13 protein-coding genes and 4 pseudogenes are annotated in these 17,286 nt (G+C 64.0%); 7 read left to right on the top strand and 10 right to left on the bottom strand.

Annotated features, from left to right (window positions below):
• Window positions 1-8 precede the first annotated feature (8 nt).
• A complete protein-coding gene (locus tag G6N41_RS20010; RefSeq protein ID WP_117425195.1) occupies window positions 9-533 on the bottom strand; it encodes a TetR/AcrR family transcriptional regulator in 525 nt (174 codons plus the stop codon).
• 229 nt (window positions 534-762) lie between these two features.
• On the opposite strand from G6N41_RS20010, the gene G6N41_RS20015 reads away from it, so the two are divergent.
• From G6N41_RS20015 to G6N41_RS20025, 3 genes are all read left to right on the top strand, one after another.
• The gene (locus tag G6N41_RS20015; protein ID WP_198968072.1) at window positions 763-978 is read left to right on the top strand and encodes a hypothetical protein; all 216 of its coding nucleotides are present in this window, start codon (window positions 763-765) and stop codon (window positions 976-978) included.
• Between the two features lie 72 nt (window positions 979-1,050).
• Window positions 1,051-1,470: a hypothetical protein gene (locus G6N41_RS20020; protein ID WP_198913147.1), complete on the top strand. Its 420-nt coding sequence runs from the start codon at window positions 1,051-1,053 to the stop codon at window positions 1,468-1,470.
• A gap of 5 nt (window positions 1,471-1,475) precedes the next feature.
• Entirely contained in the window at window positions 1,476-2,021 is a 546-nt protein-coding gene (locus G6N41_RS20025; RefSeq protein ID WP_231608614.1) for a hypothetical protein, read from the top strand.
• Window positions 2,022-2,359: 338 nt separating this feature from the next.
• Here G6N41_RS20025 and G6N41_RS20030 read toward each other — a convergent pair whose 3' ends face one another.
• Window positions 2,360-3,712, bottom strand: coding sequence for a cytochrome P450 (locus tag G6N41_RS20030; protein WP_231608615.1), 1,353 nt, complete (start codon window positions 3,710-3,712; stop codon window positions 2,360-2,362).
• Here G6N41_RS20030 and G6N41_RS28935 point away from each other — a divergent pair.
• The gene (locus G6N41_RS28935) at window positions 3,627-3,887 is read left to right on the top strand and encodes a hypothetical protein (RefSeq protein WP_231609063.1); all 261 of its coding nucleotides are present in this window, start codon (window positions 3,627-3,629) and stop codon (window positions 3,885-3,887) included. The two genes, G6N41_RS20030 and G6N41_RS28935, sit on opposite strands and share 86 nt — an antisense overlap.
• Window positions 3,888-4,204: 317 nt before the next feature.
• Here the strand turns inward: G6N41_RS28935 and G6N41_RS20035 are convergent.
• A pseudogene (locus G6N41_RS20035) lies at window positions 4,205-4,956 on the bottom strand (acyl-[acyl-carrier-protein] thioesterase).
• Between the two features lie 9 nt (window positions 4,957-4,965).
• A complete protein-coding gene (locus tag G6N41_RS20040; protein WP_198965469.1) occupies window positions 4,966-6,408 on the bottom strand; it encodes an NAD(P)-binding protein in 1,443 nt (480 codons plus the stop codon).
• A gap of 279 nt (window positions 6,409-6,687) precedes the next feature.
• On the opposite strand from G6N41_RS20040, the gene G6N41_RS20045 reads away from it, so the two are divergent.
• Together G6N41_RS20045 and G6N41_RS20050 are read left to right on the top strand one after the other, a co-directional pair.
• Window positions 6,688-8,100 carry a DUF2254 domain-containing protein gene (locus G6N41_RS20045; protein ID WP_198965470.1) on the top strand — a complete coding sequence of 471 codons (1,413 nt, stop codon included), beginning with the start codon at window positions 6,688-6,690 and terminating at the stop codon, window positions 8,098-8,100.
• Window positions 8,097-8,930 carry an enoyl-CoA hydratase/isomerase family protein gene (locus G6N41_RS20050; RefSeq protein WP_198967939.1) on the top strand — a complete coding sequence of 278 codons (834 nt, stop codon included), beginning with the start codon at window positions 8,097-8,099 and terminating at the stop codon, window positions 8,928-8,930. Before G6N41_RS20045 ends, G6N41_RS20050 begins: the two co-directional genes overlap by 4 nt.
• Before the next feature lie 56 nt (window positions 8,931-8,986).
• Here G6N41_RS20050 and G6N41_RS20055 read toward each other — a convergent pair whose 3' ends face one another.
• Together G6N41_RS20055 and G6N41_RS20060 are read right to left on the bottom strand one after the other, a co-directional pair.
• Window positions 8,987-10,318 (bottom strand): PE family protein, encoded by a 1,332-nt coding sequence (locus G6N41_RS20055; RefSeq protein ID WP_198965471.1) that lies wholly within the window; start codon window positions 10,316-10,318, stop codon window positions 8,987-8,989.
• Window positions 10,319-10,463: 145 nt separating this feature from the next.
• A complete protein-coding gene (locus G6N41_RS20060; RefSeq protein ID WP_198965472.1) occupies window positions 10,464-11,528 on the bottom strand; it encodes a cupin domain-containing protein in 1,065 nt (354 codons plus the stop codon).
• Window positions 11,529-11,824: 296 nt separating this feature from the next.
• Between G6N41_RS20060 and G6N41_RS20065 the strand changes: the two are divergent.
• Window positions 11,825-12,647, top strand: a pseudogene (locus tag G6N41_RS20065) (class I SAM-dependent methyltransferase).
• Window positions 12,648-12,864: 217 nt separating this feature from the next.
• Here the strand turns inward: G6N41_RS20065 and G6N41_RS20070 are convergent.
• The 4 genes and pseudogenes from G6N41_RS20070 to G6N41_RS20085 all read right to left on the bottom strand — a co-directional run bounded on the left by G6N41_RS20070 (window position 12,865) and on the right by G6N41_RS20085 (window position 17,016).
• Window positions 12,865-13,590: a hemerythrin domain-containing protein gene (locus tag G6N41_RS20070; protein ID WP_198965473.1), complete on the bottom strand. Its 726-nt coding sequence runs from the start codon at window positions 13,588-13,590 to the stop codon at window positions 12,865-12,867.
• 26 nt (window positions 13,591-13,616) lie between these two features.
• Window positions 13,617-14,153 (bottom strand): peroxiredoxin-like family protein, encoded by a 537-nt coding sequence (locus G6N41_RS20075; RefSeq protein ID WP_036455705.1) that lies wholly within the window; start codon window positions 14,151-14,153, stop codon window positions 13,617-13,619.
• Between the two features lie 54 nt (window positions 14,154-14,207).
• Window positions 14,208-15,884: pseudogene (locus G6N41_RS20080) on the bottom strand (DHA2 family efflux MFS transporter permease subunit).
• A 109-nt stretch (window positions 15,885-15,993) separates the two neighbouring features.
• Window positions 15,994-17,016: pseudogene (locus G6N41_RS20085) on the bottom strand (AAA family ATPase).
• Window positions 17,017-17,286: the final 270 nt, after the last annotated feature.

Consider the following 17,286-nt stretch of genomic DNA (forward strand, 5'->3'; position numbering starts at 1 on the left):
TGACTCGCTCACCGGGCCAGCCCGCCCAACAGCAGTGTGGTGGTGTGGTCCATCCAAGCGGCATCGAGATCGCGTTCGTTTGCCAGGGCCATCATCACGGTTCCGCCGATCATGTCCAGCAAGATCCGGGCGTCGACGTCGGGGGTGGCTTGCCCGCTGGCCGCGGCGTGGTCGAGGAAGCGCTGCAGTTGACCGTAGCTGCTGCTCTGTAGCCGGCTGAGCAGCCGGGCCGAAAGGCCGGGCTCGGAGGGCAATTCGGCCATCAGCCCGGACAACGCGGAATGCACCGCCGGTCTGCTGAACAGATCGATGGCGGCACGCAGTAGTGCGCGGATGCCCGATTCGAGTCCATCGGTCAACGGCAGCTCGGTACTGGTCGGGATGGGAAAGACCGCCTCGTATACCAACTCGATCTTGGTGGGGAACCGGCGGTAGACGGCCGGGGGAGTGGCGCCGGCCCGCGCCGCGACCAGGGGGATGGTGAGCCGGGCATACCCGATCTCCTCGAGGAGCTCGGTCGTCGCACGCAACACCGCGGCATCGATGCGGGCATCCCTCGGTCGTCCCTGCGATCGAGCTCGAGGCTCGGGCTGGTCAGTCCATGCCGTTAGCTCCATTACGATCGGATCGTAATGTAATTCACACCGCGGGACAATGGTGCGGCAAGCATCACGAGAAATGCCCGTGAAGCGTCCTCGGTGCATCACGTAAAAATGCCCGCGAAACGGTCGATCCTCAGCAGGCATGGGAAGTGGGCTGTCGATGTCGTCTCGGGCCGAGATCACCGCGAAGTTCGCCAGGGCGTATGTGGGGGCGCCGAAGGCGGACAAGGGGCAGATTCTGGATCAGGTGGTGGCGGTCACCGGCTGGTCGCGTGACAACGCCCGGCGGCGGTTGAGGGCGGCGGCCGCGCCGCCGGGAGCGGGTCGGCAGGTCGCCAAACGGATTTGCCGGCAACGCAATCCGAAGTACTCCTAGGATGCGCTCAAGGTGTTGCAGAAGGTGTGGGCGGCCTCAGGCGGGCAGTGCGGCCGGTACCTGGCCGCTTCCATGGCACTTCAGTTGGATGCTCTAGAACGCCACGGCGAACTGGTGGACGGCCGTGACCGTTACGGCCCGGCGGTGCGTGCCGAGCTGTTGGCGATGAGCAGCGCCACGATCGACCGCTACCTGCGCGGCGCCAAGGCCCGCGACCAGATCTCGGGTGTGTCGACGACGAAACCCTCCCCGCTGCTGCGGTCCTCGATCACCATCTGCAAAGCAGGCGATGAGGCCGAAGAATCTCCGGGGTTCTTCGAAGGCGACACCGTGGCGCACTGCGGCCCGACACTGAAAGGTGAGTTCGCCCGCACGGTCAACCTCACCGACATGCACATCGGCTGGGTGTTCACCCGCACGGTGCGCAACAACGCCCACCCCCACATCCTGGGCGCCCTCAAAACCGGAATTACTAAAATCCCTATAAGGTAACGGGTTTGGACTTCGACAACGGCACCGAATTCCTCAATAAGGCGGTCATCAAGTGGGCCGCGGACATGGAGATCTTCTTCACCCGCTCACGACCCTACAAGAAGAACGACCAGGCCACCATCGAGTCCAAAAACAACCACCTCGTGCGTCGCTACGGGTTCTACTACCGCTACGACACCGACGAAGAACGCGCCGTGCTCAACCGGCTGTGGCACCTGGTCAACGACCGGCTCAACTACCTGACCCCACCATCAAACCCATCAGCTACGGCTGCAGCCGCGACGGTCACCGCCGCCGGCTCTACGACAAGCCCCAGACCCCTGGACCGGCTGCTGGCCGCCGGAGTCCTCTCAGCGGCCCAACAAACAGAGCTGCTCACCTACCGCAACAGCCTCAACCCCGCCGCGATCGCCCACCAGATCGCCGACCTGCAAGCCGCCCTGCTCAGACTCGCCAAAGACAAGACCGAACAGCTCTACCCCGCCGCCATACCCGCCGCTCTACCCGCCCTCAAAGCCGGCATCCGCATCAAAAGCAAGACCACCACCTGACCCCGATTTCGCGGGCATTCCTTACCTGATGCATGAACCAGGTTTCGCAGGCATCTTGACTTGATGCATCACGTGGTGCGGCACTGTCGCGAGGCAGAACGGCGGCCCGGACCCATTTACCCCGACTCTTGGATGCGGCCGTCCGATGCCGACGTTCGTCCGGACTCCGAACATGCGCGATCCGCACCCTGCGCTGTCGCTATGGTCGAATGGGCTGCTCGGCCTTGATATCCGTCCCCCCAGATCTTTTGATCCGCATCTTTCATCGTGCTTGGACAGCTGCGACCTAGATGCCACCGGAATCAAGCGCGAATGATTAGTGCGCAGGACGTCTCCGGCTAAAACGCCGGCCGGGTAGCGCCAGCATTCTCCGCGGCGGGGCACCCCGGAGTTGTTGCCGGCTTTTCCGCTCCCACCGGCGACGCCGGCGGGATGTTCTTGATCGTCCGGACGCTGATGCGCGCGCCGCGGCTTGGTATCAAGGTGACGTACTTTAGCTTCGGCGTCTCATCGGCCGCCGTTGTGGTTATCAATTCGGCCCGCCGCAGGATCTCACGTAAGACAACTCTCATTTCGACGAGGGCGAAGGTGGCCCCGAGGCAGCGGCGAGCGCCGCCTCCGAACGGTAGCCAGGTGGTCGGCCCCGGAGATACGCCTATCATCCGATCTGGGTCGAATCGGTCGGGATCGGGATAGAACGCGGCGCTGGCATGCACCAGCCCGATTCCCGGCAGCACCCATGCCCCAGCCGGTAGCTGGTAGCCGGCCACCTCGACGGGCGCTGCAAGCACCCGGCCCACCGCGAATGCCAGCGGGCGGATCCGCAACGTTTCCTTTACTACCGCGTCGAGGTATTCGTCGCCGGCGGCATCGCCCGCCGCGCCGGCGTGGGCCGCCGCCACCGCCTTCGTCAAGATCGTTGGGTGGCGGGTCAGGCGCTCTAACGCCCAGTTCAAGCCTGTCGCGCTGGTGTCATACCCGGCCACTAGCAACGTGACGAGTTGGTCACGTAGTTCGCGGTCCGTCATTGCATTGTCGTTGCCTTCAGCGCGGATCAGCATCGCCAGCACATCGGCGCGTTTGCCTAGTTCAGCGTCGTTGCGACGGTCGGTGATCTCCGCGTACAGGAGGTCATCCACATCGGCAATTCGCTTACGCAGCCCTCGCCACGGACGGCGGCTGAGTAGCTTCGGATTGGCGAGCGCCAAGGTGCCCCAAGGGCCCATGCTCAGCAGCCGCGGCACGGCCGTGCGCAGCGCCGCGAGGCGAGCCGGGTCGGTGGCGCCGATCACCGTCCGCAGGATCACTTCTAAAGTGATCTCAGACATCCTCACGGTGACCGGGAACGTTCTTCCCGCCGGCCACCCAGCGACATTGTCCGCGGCGATCTCAGCCATCAGCCCGGCTTGGCGGGCAACGGCGTCGCGGTGGAAGGGGGCCAGCATGGTGCGTCGCCGGCATCGATGCGCTTCTTCATCCAGCACCATCAACGAGCTGTCCCCGGTCAAGCCGCTCAACAGCGCATTCGCGTCGCCCGCGTGGAAGATATGGGTATCGCCGGTAAACACCGTCTTGATGTCGCCAGGATCGGCCAGGTATACCTGCGTGCCCATCCTCGCGATCCGCAGTGTGAATACGTCGCCGTACCGGCGCCGGCAGGCGGCCAGAAATTGCGGCCCGCGCAGCAGCATCAATGCGGCTTGTAGTGACCGAGAAAGTGGTGGTCCTGGCGGCAGAACGCCAGAATTATTATGGGGCACTGTCAAATCCTATGGCTCGCGCTTTTTTAAAAGCAACTATGCGGTCAATTGCCGTTATTTTGGCGTAGATGCCATTGTTTTTGATGCTTCAAACATCGAAACCTAAACGCTACGTTGGCATTACATGCGGAGACCGTTACTGGTGAAGGCTCATGCAAATTCTGCCGTCTGCAAATCGGACAATTTTTCTGACGCCGTCGGTGTCAAATTACCAAAGCTCGCGACACCGTGCAACCAATACTGGATTCATGACTAGAATGCGTAACTAGAATTCACAATTGGAATTTAGAACTAGAATTCATCACCAGAATTAGCGCAAGGATATTTGGGGGGTCCACAAGTATCCGGGTGGACGATCTCGATCGGCGTTTCGGTCCAGAGCGGCCGATCGCCGCTGGGGATCGGGCACGGGAGATAACCGCGCTAAAGCTTACGCAACAGGGCCGCCGCGCGAACGTCGTCACCGACGGTGAACTGGAGGTGTGTCACCCCGTCGCGTTGTTCGGAACGGATGGTGACCGTTTCGCCAAACTTGATCGGGCTGCGGTACTCGAGCACGGCGCGGTGGGGGCCGTCAAGGTCGTCTGTTGGCTGAGTATCTCGTGTATGCCGTGCCAGTAGATGGTGTTGTTGACATGCTCAAACGGATCAATATCTGTGCGAAGCAACGGAAATGGTGTGTTCACACCGGCCGTGATCGGCTCGGTGAGCCAAGGCCGCCACTTGAGCCGGTGGTCGTCGGTGGTGCTGCCGAAGCGGGTCAGGCAAGCATCGGTGAGTCGTGACGGAGTCAAGGTGTCCTTGTTGACGCACAGCCAGAAGCCTTCGGTTTCGATCCGTCCACCGTGCGAGCCCTCCAACTGAACGCGCATGTTGCACCATCTGGTGGAAAGGGCCGCACACCAACGGCGGAAGGTGATCTCGCTGGGTAGCTCGATCGGCTCGATAACGTCGATCACGGTGCGCAGGACGATCCAATGGGGGTGGACCTCGGCCAATTCGGCATCGGCGAGATGCTCGGCGCCGACTTCTTGGATGTAGCGCGCGACACCATCGAGGCGTAGCCGCATGTGTTCGTCGATATCGGTGGTGGCCAGTCGCCAGCTTGTTCGGTATACGTATCCAGCACCGGGGAGGGCGACTAACGGCGCTTGGGCGTCAGTGTTGTCCGGCACGTCCTGTCCTCACTGTTGTTGACTTGCGCCGTCGTGACCATGATCGCTGAGCAGCTTCTCCAGCTGCTCGCTGGCGATGTTCAACTTCGATCGGAACATCGATACCACCCGGTCGCGCACCCTCGGCTTGTGCGACAGGGGCGGGAGCAAGTCGGCTAGCAGGTTCAACCGCGCCGAACTCAGCCAGTCGGTGAGCTCGACATCGTCGAGCCAGCGCTGAAAGTTTCGAAGGTCGGAGTGTGTCAGCCGCATCCAGTCCAGATCAGAATCCGGATGTGGAATCGGCGTACAGAGCTCGTTTTTCACCTCGTCCCCGTCGTAGGCGAGTTCAACGTGCGCGGTAAAGGCGGCACTGAATACCTGCTGGCATCCGCGTACCGCCTGCAGGGTGAGGTGATCGCCGTCGAAGACGGGTTTGGCCGGGCGCTGCGGTGCGCCGTCGGAGGTGCAGTCGACATAGAGGGCCGACGCTGAGCAGGGGACCGATCCGCCGTCGAACACGATCTCGGTGGAGTCGATGCGCTGGACGTGGCCCATCCTCACCACGTCCTCGATGCGGCGCAGTTGGTCGAATTCGGGCTGTGACACCGTCGCGCACCGATACATGGTTGGCCGTACCGCAGAGTCGAGCCGAAGCAATGTTCCGGCCTTTTCGAGCCGGTCAAACAGATCCTGGATCGATGTTGCTCTACCGATTGCCTCGAGAGTGATGCCGTAACTATCGCGGAACTGCTTGATGAATGTCGGCCCGGGCTGCAGCGTGGCGCGGTCGATCAGCCACGCGTCTCGGGGCTTGATCCAGGTCAGCTGGCCGGGATCGACGCCATTGCGTAGCAACCAAAGGCAGACATCCATGGCGGTCTTGCCCGCGCCGACGATCACGTACCGGTCTTTTCCGGTGAACTTGGGCAGATCGTTGGGCGCAATGCAGTCGATCCCGGGCGCCACCGGGTATAGTGTCGGCCGCATGGACGGCACGACGGCACGCAGGTAGGTGGCATCGACGATGCGACGGCTGACGGTGACCTGGTGTTCTGCGCCACTCAGGGTCCGGAACCGGCCATCACCGAGGTATTCGCTCATCGGGAAGTACTCGACCCGGCCGGTGGGAAGAAACTGCTGCTGCATGACGGCGTCGAAGTAGGCGCAGATCTCGCCGACGGGTGCGAGTTCGTTCAGCCCCTGGTTCCAGCCGACGGCGTCAATGGTGTTGTTGCCCAATGGCCGTGAGTTGACGCCGTAGTACGCCGACGGTTGATGCAGCCGTACGAAGGGGTAAGCCGTGGTCCAGTGCCCACCCGGCGCATGCGCGCGGTCGACGATAACCACCCGCGCATCGGATTCGGTGATGAGCGTGTCGGTGAACGCCATTCCCATTGCACCGGCTCCCACCACGAGGTAATCGGCTTCAATGGCTTTTGCTGGCGCCTGCACATGCTCTCCTTCGCGCATCGGTATGGGGCGACACTGAAGCCGCTGACGGTACGCGACCCACCGTCGCCCTGGCGAAGCGCTCCTTTGCTAACGCCGCGCCGAATGGAGTCTGAGCCCGCGCGCCACTGGACCGACCGTGGATGGGCCGCGGCAGGCGACGCGCGGGAGCCCGCAGGGGTGCCTGCGGAGCAACTCCGGGTGTATGACTGGTTGGGCTGCATGTTTGAGGAGGCCCCATGACGGACCCGAACACCCGAGAACGCACCTATCGATCAGGCTCGGGCGGCGGGTAGCCGGATGTCGCGCGGGGGTGAGCGGAATTCGGGCCTGCGGGGCTTTCTGGAGGCTCTCCCCCAGCGTCGAGTCGCGATCGCCGAAGGCCTGCGCAGCCGATTGTGGCCAACGCCGGCACTGGGCGTAGTGATGGCGATCGCGGTTGGGCTGGCGCTACCCGAAGTCGACAGCGCCGTCGATCCGCACATGCCGCCCGCGCTGACCAGCTACATATTCGGTGGCGGCGCCGATGCGGCGCGGGAACTGCTGAGCGCGATCGCGACCTCGTTGGTGACGGTGACGTCGTTGACGTTCTCGTTGACCCTGATCACCCTGCAGCTGGCCAGCAGTCAGTACACGCCCAGACTGCTCCGCACCTTCGCCGCAGATCATTTCGTTCAGCGCACGCTAGCGGTGTTCCTCGCCACGTTCGCCTATGCGCTGACGGTCCTGCGCAGCGTCCGCAACAAGCGCGGTGAAGACGCCGAGTTCGTTCCCCAGATCGCGGTAACGCTGTCCTATCTGTTGGCCATGGTGAGTGTGCTGGCCCTGGTCTTGTTTCTGGGGCATCTGGTGCGTCAGATCCGGATCGAGATGATGCTCGGCCACGTATCGGCTGAGGCGACCGCGACCGCCCACCGCGTGCTGGATCCGCTCGATGACGACGAGCCCGACGACCGCATTCCATCACCTCCGACGGCGCATTCGATGATCGTGACCCAAGCGTCGGGTCTCCTGGTGGAAGTCGATGAGCGCGCCGTCCTGGCCGCAGCGGTGGACGCCGACGCCGTCGTCTGGCTCGACCGTCAAGTCGGGTCTTCGCTGATCGCGGGCGTGCCGGCCGCATTCTGCTGGTCGGCGGATCCGTCGTTCCCGCTTGACGCGGAAAGACTGGCGTCGCTGCGCAAACGCGTCTGCGCCGCGATGCGCACCGGTATGGAGCGCACCAGCACCCAAGACATCAGCTACGGGCTGCGACAGCTCACCGATGTCGTGATCCGGGCGCTTTCCCCGGGCATCAACGACCCGACCACCGCGGTGCACGGCTTGAGTTCTTGTGCGGCCGTATTGTGTGACCTCGTCAACTACCGGCTGGGCCATCGGGTGCTGCGCGACGACGACGGGGCGCCCCGGGTAGTCGTCGCCGCGCCGGACCTGGCCGCGCTACTTGATGTCGTGTGCACGCAGGTGCAGCAGTATGGCTCCAGAGATCCGGTGGTGCTGGCCAGACTGCTGTCGCTGCTTCGCGAACTAGCCTGGACGGCGCGGCTGCCGGTGCATCGACGTGCCGTCGCCGACCGGCTCGTCCGCGTTCAGCAGGCCATCGCCGAACAGGGCTTCGATGCCAGCGTGAGCGCTCAGCTCGATGCACTCGCCGGCGAAGTTCGTGCGGCGATGGATCGGCGGTGGTCACCGGCGATCGGTACCTCGACATGACCGATCTCACCGTGAGCGTCACCGACGGCATCGCGGTATTGACCCTGAACCGTCCGCAGCGCCGCAACGCCTACACCGCCGAGATGGGACTGTCGCTCAGCTCGGCCTACCGGCAGTGCGATGACGATGATGCGGTGCGCGCGATCGTGGTCACCGGAGCCGGTGATGCGTTATGCGCCGGCGCCGATTTCTCGGGGGACACAAATCCTTTTGACGCGCCCGACGGTGGCGGCGGGTTTACCGCAGCACCGATAGATCCCGCGGCGTTCGAGTTGCGCACGCCCGTCATCGCCGCAGTCAACGGCCACGCCATCGGGATCGGTTTGATCATCGCATTGCAAGCCGACATCCGGATCATGGCGGAGTCCGCCAAGTACGCGGTCGCGCAGGTCCGTCGCGGAGTCATTGCCGACTGCATGTCGCATTGGACCCTGCCGCACCTGGTGGGCAGTGCGGTGGCAGCGGACATCCTGTTGACCGGGCGCACGTTCGACGGTGCGGAGGCATTGGCCATGGGAATCGCCACCCGGACACTGCCGGGTCCGCACGTGCTCGGACACGCAATGGCCGTGGCGCGCGACATCGCGGCCAACACCGCACCGATGTCGGCCGCGCTGAGCAAGCGGCTGCTGTGGGACACCCTGATCAACGGCTACACACCGCGTCAGGTCGCCGAGCTGGAGACACAACTGCATCGGCGGGTCATGGGCAGTGCCGATGCACGCGAGGGAGTCGAGGCGTTCCTGCAGCACCGCGCCCCCCGTTGGAGCGCGTCGGTGTCGTCGGCGTGGAAACCGTTGCCCGCACCCGATCATCGGGAGCAACCGTGACAACCGCGGCTAACCCGTGCCGACAGATTGTCGGTGAAGGGCGGCAGCTTGGACGGCTAGGCGGGAGTGATCGCCGTCGCTAATTCTTGTGGCACAGAGGTCAATAGCGTGCTAACGATGCCGCCAACGGTGGGACCCGAGACGACCTCCTGAAAATACGGCAGGAACCAGGTCACGGTCGCTGTGGTGGCATGTGGAGCAACGAGAATCCCGTCGAACGGGACATCGAGGACCACGAATCCCAGACCGATCGGCAGCAACAACGGCAGCGTCACCCCACCATTGAGGAAGCCGTTGGACAAGACAGCAGGAGCATCGACGAGGGCGCCCAATGCCCCCGCAATGTCCCCGCTCTGCACCGCGGTGGTGAAGGCGTTCAAGCTAATTCCGAACCCCTGCAGGGTGCTGAGCGCGGGACCTGCTGCCACGAACGCCACCGCGGGTGCCACGTCGGTGAGTGCTGTGCCACCGAGATTGATGAGGTTTTGCTGGATCTGTCCCCCAATGGCCGAGATCGGGGATAGGTCAGCCAACGCCCGATTCAGCGCCGACGGATCATACAGCACGGCACCGAGGTCCTGGGCTGCGTTCTGCAGCGACGTGGCGATCGTTTGCCCGTAACCCAGCTGGTTGGCGAGGATCTGACTCAAGAAGGGCGCCGGATTGGCGGCCCACGTGCTGCCCAGGCTTTGCAGGTTGGCGGCCGTGTTCTCGATCAGTTCCTGGTACGGGGCGGCAATGTCCACCGTCGCCTGTACCGCCGGCGCCGCGGTGGAGCCGAGCAGCGACAGCGACGCGAGCGAGGCAGGCAATGATGCGGAAACGGATTCCACGCTGGCCGCGACGTGCCCGGGAAGGAGCGTGGTCGCGCTGGCGACTCGGGTGGCCGAGGCGGCAACCACGGATTCGGCCGCGGTGACCCGGCCCAGCGTGGCGTTGGCGCCGCTACGCACCGCAGTCGCTACGGCATCGACGGTTCGCAGGCCGGCGGTCCCGATGACGCCAGTGCCGGGGCCGGCGGTTGCGGAACCATCGGTGGGGATCAACGGGTGCCCGAGTAATGCTCGAGCGGGCGCGTTCACCGTCTTGATCAGATTCTGCTCGGCGTTGGCGACTTCGGCGCTTAGGTATGCGGCCCCGCTGCCTTTCAACACGCTCACGAACTCGTCATGAAATGCTGCCGCCCGGGCGCTGAGGGTTTGGTACTCCTGAGCGTAGGAGCCGAATAGCGTTGCAATGGCGGTGGATACCTCATCGGAGGCTGCGGCCGCTATCCCCGTCGTGGGGACGGCGGCCGCCGCGTTCGCCACCCCCAGCGTCGAACAAACATCCACCAGATTTTCCGCGGACGTGGCCACCATGTCCGGCAGCACGGTGAGAAATGACATGTCTACCTCCTGCCCGGTCATCATCGACCCATTGGCATGGCAGAAACGATCGCAGGACCTCGCCAGCTCCACTAGGGACTTTCGTCGTTACCTGGTCGGGGCCCGCGTTCACATTCGCAGCTGTCCGGTTTCGGCCGGCTTGCAGTCACTCACCTACCAGGTGCCGGTCGACGGGATTGATGCGATTGACGACCAGGGGGTCAGTCCGGGTGAACGGGAAGTCCGGCAGGTCGTCGATGTGGGTGTTGAAGGTGGCGGCCAGCACCTCGCGCGAGTAGGCGCTCACCGAAGCGCGGTAGCCGATGTCGCCGGGTGTGGGTTGGTCGAAAAAGATGGTGAAGTGCCACTCGTCGCAGTCGATCACCTCGATGTGGTGCGGATAGGCGCGCGGGATGAAGTAGACGTCTCCCGCCTTCAGGTGCCAAGTGTCCAGGGTGCCATCGGGGTCCATGACTGTCATCTGGGCCGAACCCTGTTGTACATAACCCATTTCGGCCGTGACGGGATGCCAATGCGGTTCGCGCATGCCATCCTCCTTGATCCGCAGTGAGTACATCGACAAGTCCTTCAACGCCGGCCAGTACTGCACCCGCGCGAGCCGCGCCGAACCGACCACGACGCTGATGGGCGGTTGCTGAGCCTCCACCGCAAACTTGTGCGGGTCGTTGTACCAGGCAGTGCCGGGGACCACCGCAGGGCCGGATCGGGCCGCCAGCGCTCGGTCGGAGGCGCGACGACGGATCGTGCCGAACGCGGCGGCGTCCAGGTCGTAGGTGTTGCCCAGCACGGCATCGGTCATCGCGCCGAACGCGGCGCCCAAGCCGAAGTCTTCGGGGCGTTCGTGGCGGAAGGCGATGATGAACTCGGCGACGTCCTCGCCGATGTTCTCAATGTGGTGCAGCGACCCCGAGTCGATGTGGAACATCTCGCCGGCGCTGACGGTGAATGACGAGAACTGGCTTCCGCTGTCGAGCACTGACACCAGTGAGGTTCCGGACACGCAGTAGGTCAGCTCGTTGGCGTTGGCATGCCAGTGGGGGGTACGCATCGCGCCCGGGTTGATCAGCACTCGCTTGATCGACATGCCTCGCAGGATCGGGAAGGTGTCAGCGGTGACTCGGCGGATCGAACCCAGGTCGCTTTCCTCAACGATTTCGCCATCCCACAGGGAGATGGCGTGGGTGGTGAGGCGGTCGGACGTCGTGGTCATTGAAGGTTCCTCTCCGGTAGCGGCAACCGGCTTGGGCCGATGCCTTTGCCATACCTCGGATCGTCGCAGCGCCGGCGAGTGACCGTCCAAGACTCATCTCGAATGGTTCAACAATCGGCGCCTATCAATGCCGAACGGGGCCTTGATCGCAGGCCCAGGCCTGTCGGGTAGTTCGTATCGGTGGCATCGTGGAGATCACCCTGGTGGGGAGGAATCTGATATTCGAGTGGCACTGCACAATTCGGGGTAAGGCGTCGTTTGTAGATGCAGTCGTAATCGGCCAAACGGAGGCAGCAATGACCGAGACGCACAAGGTCGACTTCAGCGATGTGCGGTGTGGGGTCGGTGGAGTGGACAAATCTCTGCACGCTGTACTTGCGGGCATGCGAGAGCCGCTCGCCGGCGCCAATTCTGGGCGACACGGCGGCAGCGGAGGCGGTGGAGCGCATCGAATACGACTGGGGCCGCATGGACCTCACCATGTGGCCCGCAACCAGCCAATACATGGTCACCATGCGGGCCAAGCAGTTCGATGACTGGTGCACAGACTTCCTGGGGCGCTATCGCAACGCCGTGGTTCTGCACCTGGGGTGCGGCATGGATACCCGAGCCTTCCGGCTGCACCCGCCACAGAGCGCGCAATGGTACGACGTCGATCAACCGGATGTGATCGCGTTGCGGCGCAAGCTCTACGACGACTGCGCCGGCTACCGGATGATCGGGTCGTCGGTGACCGATGAGGCGTGGCTGGACGAGATACCCACCGATCGCCCAACGCTGCTGATCGCAGACGGCCTGCTCATTTATCTCACCGAGCCCGAGGTCCGGATGTTGCTGCAGCGTGTGACGGATCGGTTTGGCGCCGGGGAGCTTGCCTTTGACACAACGTCGCCGTTGGGGCCGCGGCTGTCCAAGGCCTTTACCAAGGGCATCACCAAGTGGGGTATCAGTGACGTGCGGGACCTCCAGCAATGGAACCCGCGGCTGCGCTTCCTCGAGCAGACCCATGTTGGGGCGCTTTGCGCACGCATACCCTCGGCGCCGATACGACTGCTATGGCGGCTGGTCTATGTCACACCGGTGCGTAACTTCGACGTGCTCAACCGGTTTGCGTTCTAGGTCAGGCCACAACTCGGGGCCGCGCTCGGCCCCGTCGAGTCAGGTGCCGTCGCTAGCCGCTCGTTGGATGCCTGCCAATGCCAAACAGTATGCATGGCATTGGAAAATTATTCGGTGCCAATGGTGTGATTGAACGGGACATGCTGCTTAGCAATACATTTCGCCAGTTCGGAGTGGGTGATTTCGGCGCAGGGCGGCAGGCGTTGCGTAGGCGGGGCTAGCTGGCCGTGAATTGGCCCAGGTCGTAGATGCCGAGGGCTTTCTCGACATCGGCGACCTGGTCGACCACCCCTTGAAAACCGGCCTGGCCGAACTGCCGGTGCTCCTCGTCTTCGAATACCTCGGCCAGGTCGCGGAACTCTCCGGCCGGCATCACGTCCCGCAACGCCGGAAAGATGACGGTGTCTTCACGTGCCTCGTGCGGCTCGTACATTCGGATGAACGCCGTCATGTCCCGGACCAGGGCGTCTCGCCCCGGCTGGCCGGGCGCGCTACCCGCTGCGGCGGTAGCGGCGAGAATCCGGTCGGTGACTCCCCGGCCTCGTTGGTGCTGGGTGCGCAGTACGGAAGTGGTGTCGGTGAATTTTCCGGCCTGCTCCAGCATGGGAAAGACATATCGTTCTTCGAGGGCTTCGTGATAGTTCTCGATGAACGCTCGGATTATCTGAGCGCCAGCGTTGAGTTCTTGTGTGGGAGCTGGATCGCCAACTTGCAGGCGGTGGATCCCTTCTCGGTAGATCAGCAAGATTCGTTTGAGGACCCCGTGCTCGCGCATCAGGTCTTCGGGAGCGGTGACGGCCGCCTGCTCGGGTGAGGATGCGCCCGCGTCGACTGGCTTCTGCGGTGAACCGCTGCAAGCCGAAAGGGCGATCGCGCCGGTTACGGGCATCGCGATTCCGAAAAGGTGACGGCGGCTCAGGGACCGGTGTGGCTCATCGATCACGATCGCACCTTTCGTGACCAGCCGTCTCAGCGGGAGGAGGCGGCCAGGCCCAATAGTTCGTCTACCGACCACTGATCGTCGGCGTGGTTTCCATACTTGGTGGCCAGCACCCGGCCGTCGGAACCGATGAGGAAGTCGGCCGGTAGTCCCAAGTGTCCCTCACCGATCCCCGCGGCGCCGCGCCACGATTGGCCCTTCATGCCGCGGCTCGCGGCCATCCAGGCCCGCGGGCTTAGCACGGCTTTCGGCGAGGACTCGACACCGAACTCGTGGTAGAGCTCTTTGGCGGGGTCGGCGATCGTCGCGAAGGGCAGTTCCGCCTGATACTCACGCATCGCCGAAGCGCTGGAGTGAAACACCGCGACCTCTCGGATTCCGGCGGCGACGATCTCATCGTGTCGTCCGCTGATCGACCGGAGATGAAGGTTGCAGATCGGGCAGCCGGCGAAGCGGCGGAACTGTAGATGTACCAGGTGATCCGGGTCGGGCACTGGCACCGTCTGGTCATGGATGTCGCTGAGTTGATGCGCGGCGAGAACGTCACCGACTTCGATTCTTCGCATGCAACCAGCCAACCACGAGCTTGCGACACCGGGTAGTCAATGCGCTGGCATGATTCAGCCATCCGGCCCGGATAGCGTCAGGTCGTTCGATGAGCTGTTGCGGCCGGCGCTCCGCCGGGAGCCTTCTGGCAGCGGCTGCCCGCCATGGGGTGCAGCGTCGGGTTCGGGCGTCCGCTGGCGTGACGACGTTTGGTTCAGTGCGGTCAGCGCCGACCATTTCGGCAAGAAAGCCAACGGGATGAAGGCCAACACCGCCAGCAAGACTGCCACCACAAACACCACGCTGTACGCGCGCGAAAGTTCGTGCAGCACCGGCTGGTCGAGAGGGACACCAGGGTGCTCATAGAAGGTCTCGATCTTGCTCCTACCGGAGGCATTTTCGCCACTGTTGAGCTGGCTGGTCAGGATCACCGACATCAGCGCGGTGCCTACCGCGGCGGCCATCTGGTGATTGACTTTGATCAGCATTGAACCCCTCGCGATCTGATTGGGGGCCAGGCTCTACATCGCCACCGCGACAAGCGGCATCCTGGTGCAGCCCATGCCCATACCCAGGATCGTCAGACCGATCAACAGCATCGGAAGGTAGTCGCGCTGGGTGGCGACCCCGAAGGCGAAAATGCCCATACCGGTGGCAATCAGCGTGACGCCGATGACAAGCACCCCGCGAGCGCCGCGTCTGTCCACCAACGCTCCAGCCAACGGTACGGCCAGCGCGGCGCCGATTCCGCGGGGCAGCAGGCTCATCCCGGCTTGCATCGGGGTGTGGTTGAGCAGCTGCTGGAAGTAGCTGGGAAACAGCACCCCGGCGCCGAAAGTCGACACGATGTAGAGAAACATCGCCACGTTGGCCAAGGTGAGCGCGCGGTTGGTCAACAGGCGCAGATCGATGAGGGGCTTGTCCGCGCGGTAGAGGGCATGAAACACAAACCCGACTATCAACGCAACACCGACTCCCGCCGGTATCCACACGTGGCGATCGGCCACGGTGCCATAGATGGGGATTTCCGACATCCCGTATAAAAACGCCGGCAGGCCCGGCGACAGCAGCAGCATCCCGACGACGTCGAAGGTTTCCGACGGTGCGGGCGTATCTCGAGGGAACACGACCGCGGCCAGACCCACCGCGGCCACCCCGACCGGCAAGTTGATCCAGAAAATCCACTGCCAGCTATAGCTGTCGATGAGCCAGCCGCCCAAGGCGGGACCAAAAGCCGGGGCGAGCACACCCGGAATCCCCAGCACGGCCATCACGCGGCCGACCCGTTTGGGGCCCGCCTCGCGGTTGACGATGGTCAGGGCCAGCGGCGCCAGCATGCCGCCACCGAGACCCTGCACCACTCGAGAAGCGATCAGCAGGGTGATGTTTGGCGCAATCGCGCACAAAAGTGAGCTCAGGGTGAACACCAATACCGAACCCATGAACATTCGTTTGGTGCCGAATCGGTCGGCCGCCCAGCCTGCCAGGGGGAACACGGCGGCCAACGCGAGCGTGTAGCCGGTGATCGTCCAGGCAACGACGGCCTGGGTCGAACCGAAGGTGTCGACGAATGTGCGCTGTGCGACGGTGACGACGCTGGTGTCCACCATGGTCATGATCGAGCCCAGAACGCATACGCCGGCAATCCGCCACAGTCCGGCGTCCAGCCTGTCGGGATAGCTGTGTTGCTCTCGGTTGTCCGGATGAGTGTCCGGTGATTCCGGTCGGCGCGGTGTGCCCGCGCGGCGCATCACCATAGGATCCGGAACCCTTGGGCCACGCCGGAAGTTGGGGTCGGGGACGCGTCCGCGGCCGGAGCTAGAGCCGGCGGTTGGCGCCGACTGGGGGTGATGGAGTTTTTCACGGGGAGCGCGACGCCCCAACTTGGCGTTCCGCGCGGTCCGTACCGCTGTCCTTCACGCGGACCGCAGGGGTTAGCTCTTCGATGGCGCGCAAAGCCGTCGACGTCCTTTCGTCCCAGTCGCCACTGACCACCACGAACGGGCGTCTGGCCGTGCTCAGGGCGTGTTGGCAGCGCGCGAAGAACTCGCCGCGATCGCCGGGCCGGCCACCCCTCTGGTCTGAGTTGCAGGGCAGATCGGGTTTGGTGAGAAGCGTGAGATCGTAAGGACGCCGGGCGGAGCAGTCGAGGTCGCGCGGGCTGCGCCCGAGCAGCAGCTCGGCCCACACGGCGGTCGCGAGCGGATCGGTGTCGCAAATCAGGACGCGATCGGCATTGCGCGCCAAGGCTTCTTCCGACGCGATTTGGCCGCGAACGATCTCGGTCCAATCCGGCCCCACTAGCGAGGCGTGATTGCGGTCCCGCGGTGTCCACTCCGGCACCCACGTCGTTCCGAGCATTTCGGCGAGTGCACTTACGAGGGCCGTCTTACCGGTGGATTCGGGGCCGATGATGCTGATGCGCTTCGCGAAGGCAGGCCGCACGCACCGTGGGATGTATCGCCAGTAGGCAAGCGGGTCCGCTCTGATGCGCGTTCCGCTCACCGGAACGATGTTGCGGGCTTGATCGACCGCCACGAAACGCGCTCCGAGAACCTTGGCGACGTCCTCGCCGTAAGGCTCGGAAGCAAAGACGAAGTCGGGGCGCCCGGGGAGTACCCGCTCGAGGCGCTGCTTCCAGATATCTCAGTACGACGGATGCTCCGGCGGATGCTGTGGGTTTTCCACGGCAACGGTAACCACGTGGTCGAAGGGAAACAGCTCACGCATCCAGGCAAATCGTTGGGTACCCGAAATCGGGTCCTCGTCCTGTACCGAGATCACGATGGTCAGATCATCCACCCATCGGCTTGCGAACTCGCCGAGATAGACGTGTCCGGCATGGGGTGGCAGGAACCTCCCGAGCACCATGCCGTGAGTCACGACGGTGCTCCCGCGGTGACGGGGCTGCCGGGACTACCGCTGGGCCGGTCGGGCCCCACCGTCGGCGCCTCCCCGACGGTGGGGCCCGAGCAACTGCCGTGTGACGCCTCTCATCCGCGGGTAGCCGCCGAAGATCTGCGTCATGGCCGCACTATCTCGTCGCCCAGAGCCTGCGCGCAGTCTCGCGTAGCCCGTAGGACATCACCGTGGGGTTAAACATGATGGGCACCAGGATAAACGCCGATCTCTGACGGTGCGGCAAGTTTCTGC

The organism is Mycobacterium shottsii (assembly GCF_010728525.1).
In the GTDB taxonomy this organism is placed as follows: domain Bacteria; phylum Actinomycetota; class Actinomycetes; order Mycobacteriales; family Mycobacteriaceae; genus Mycobacterium; species Mycobacterium marinum.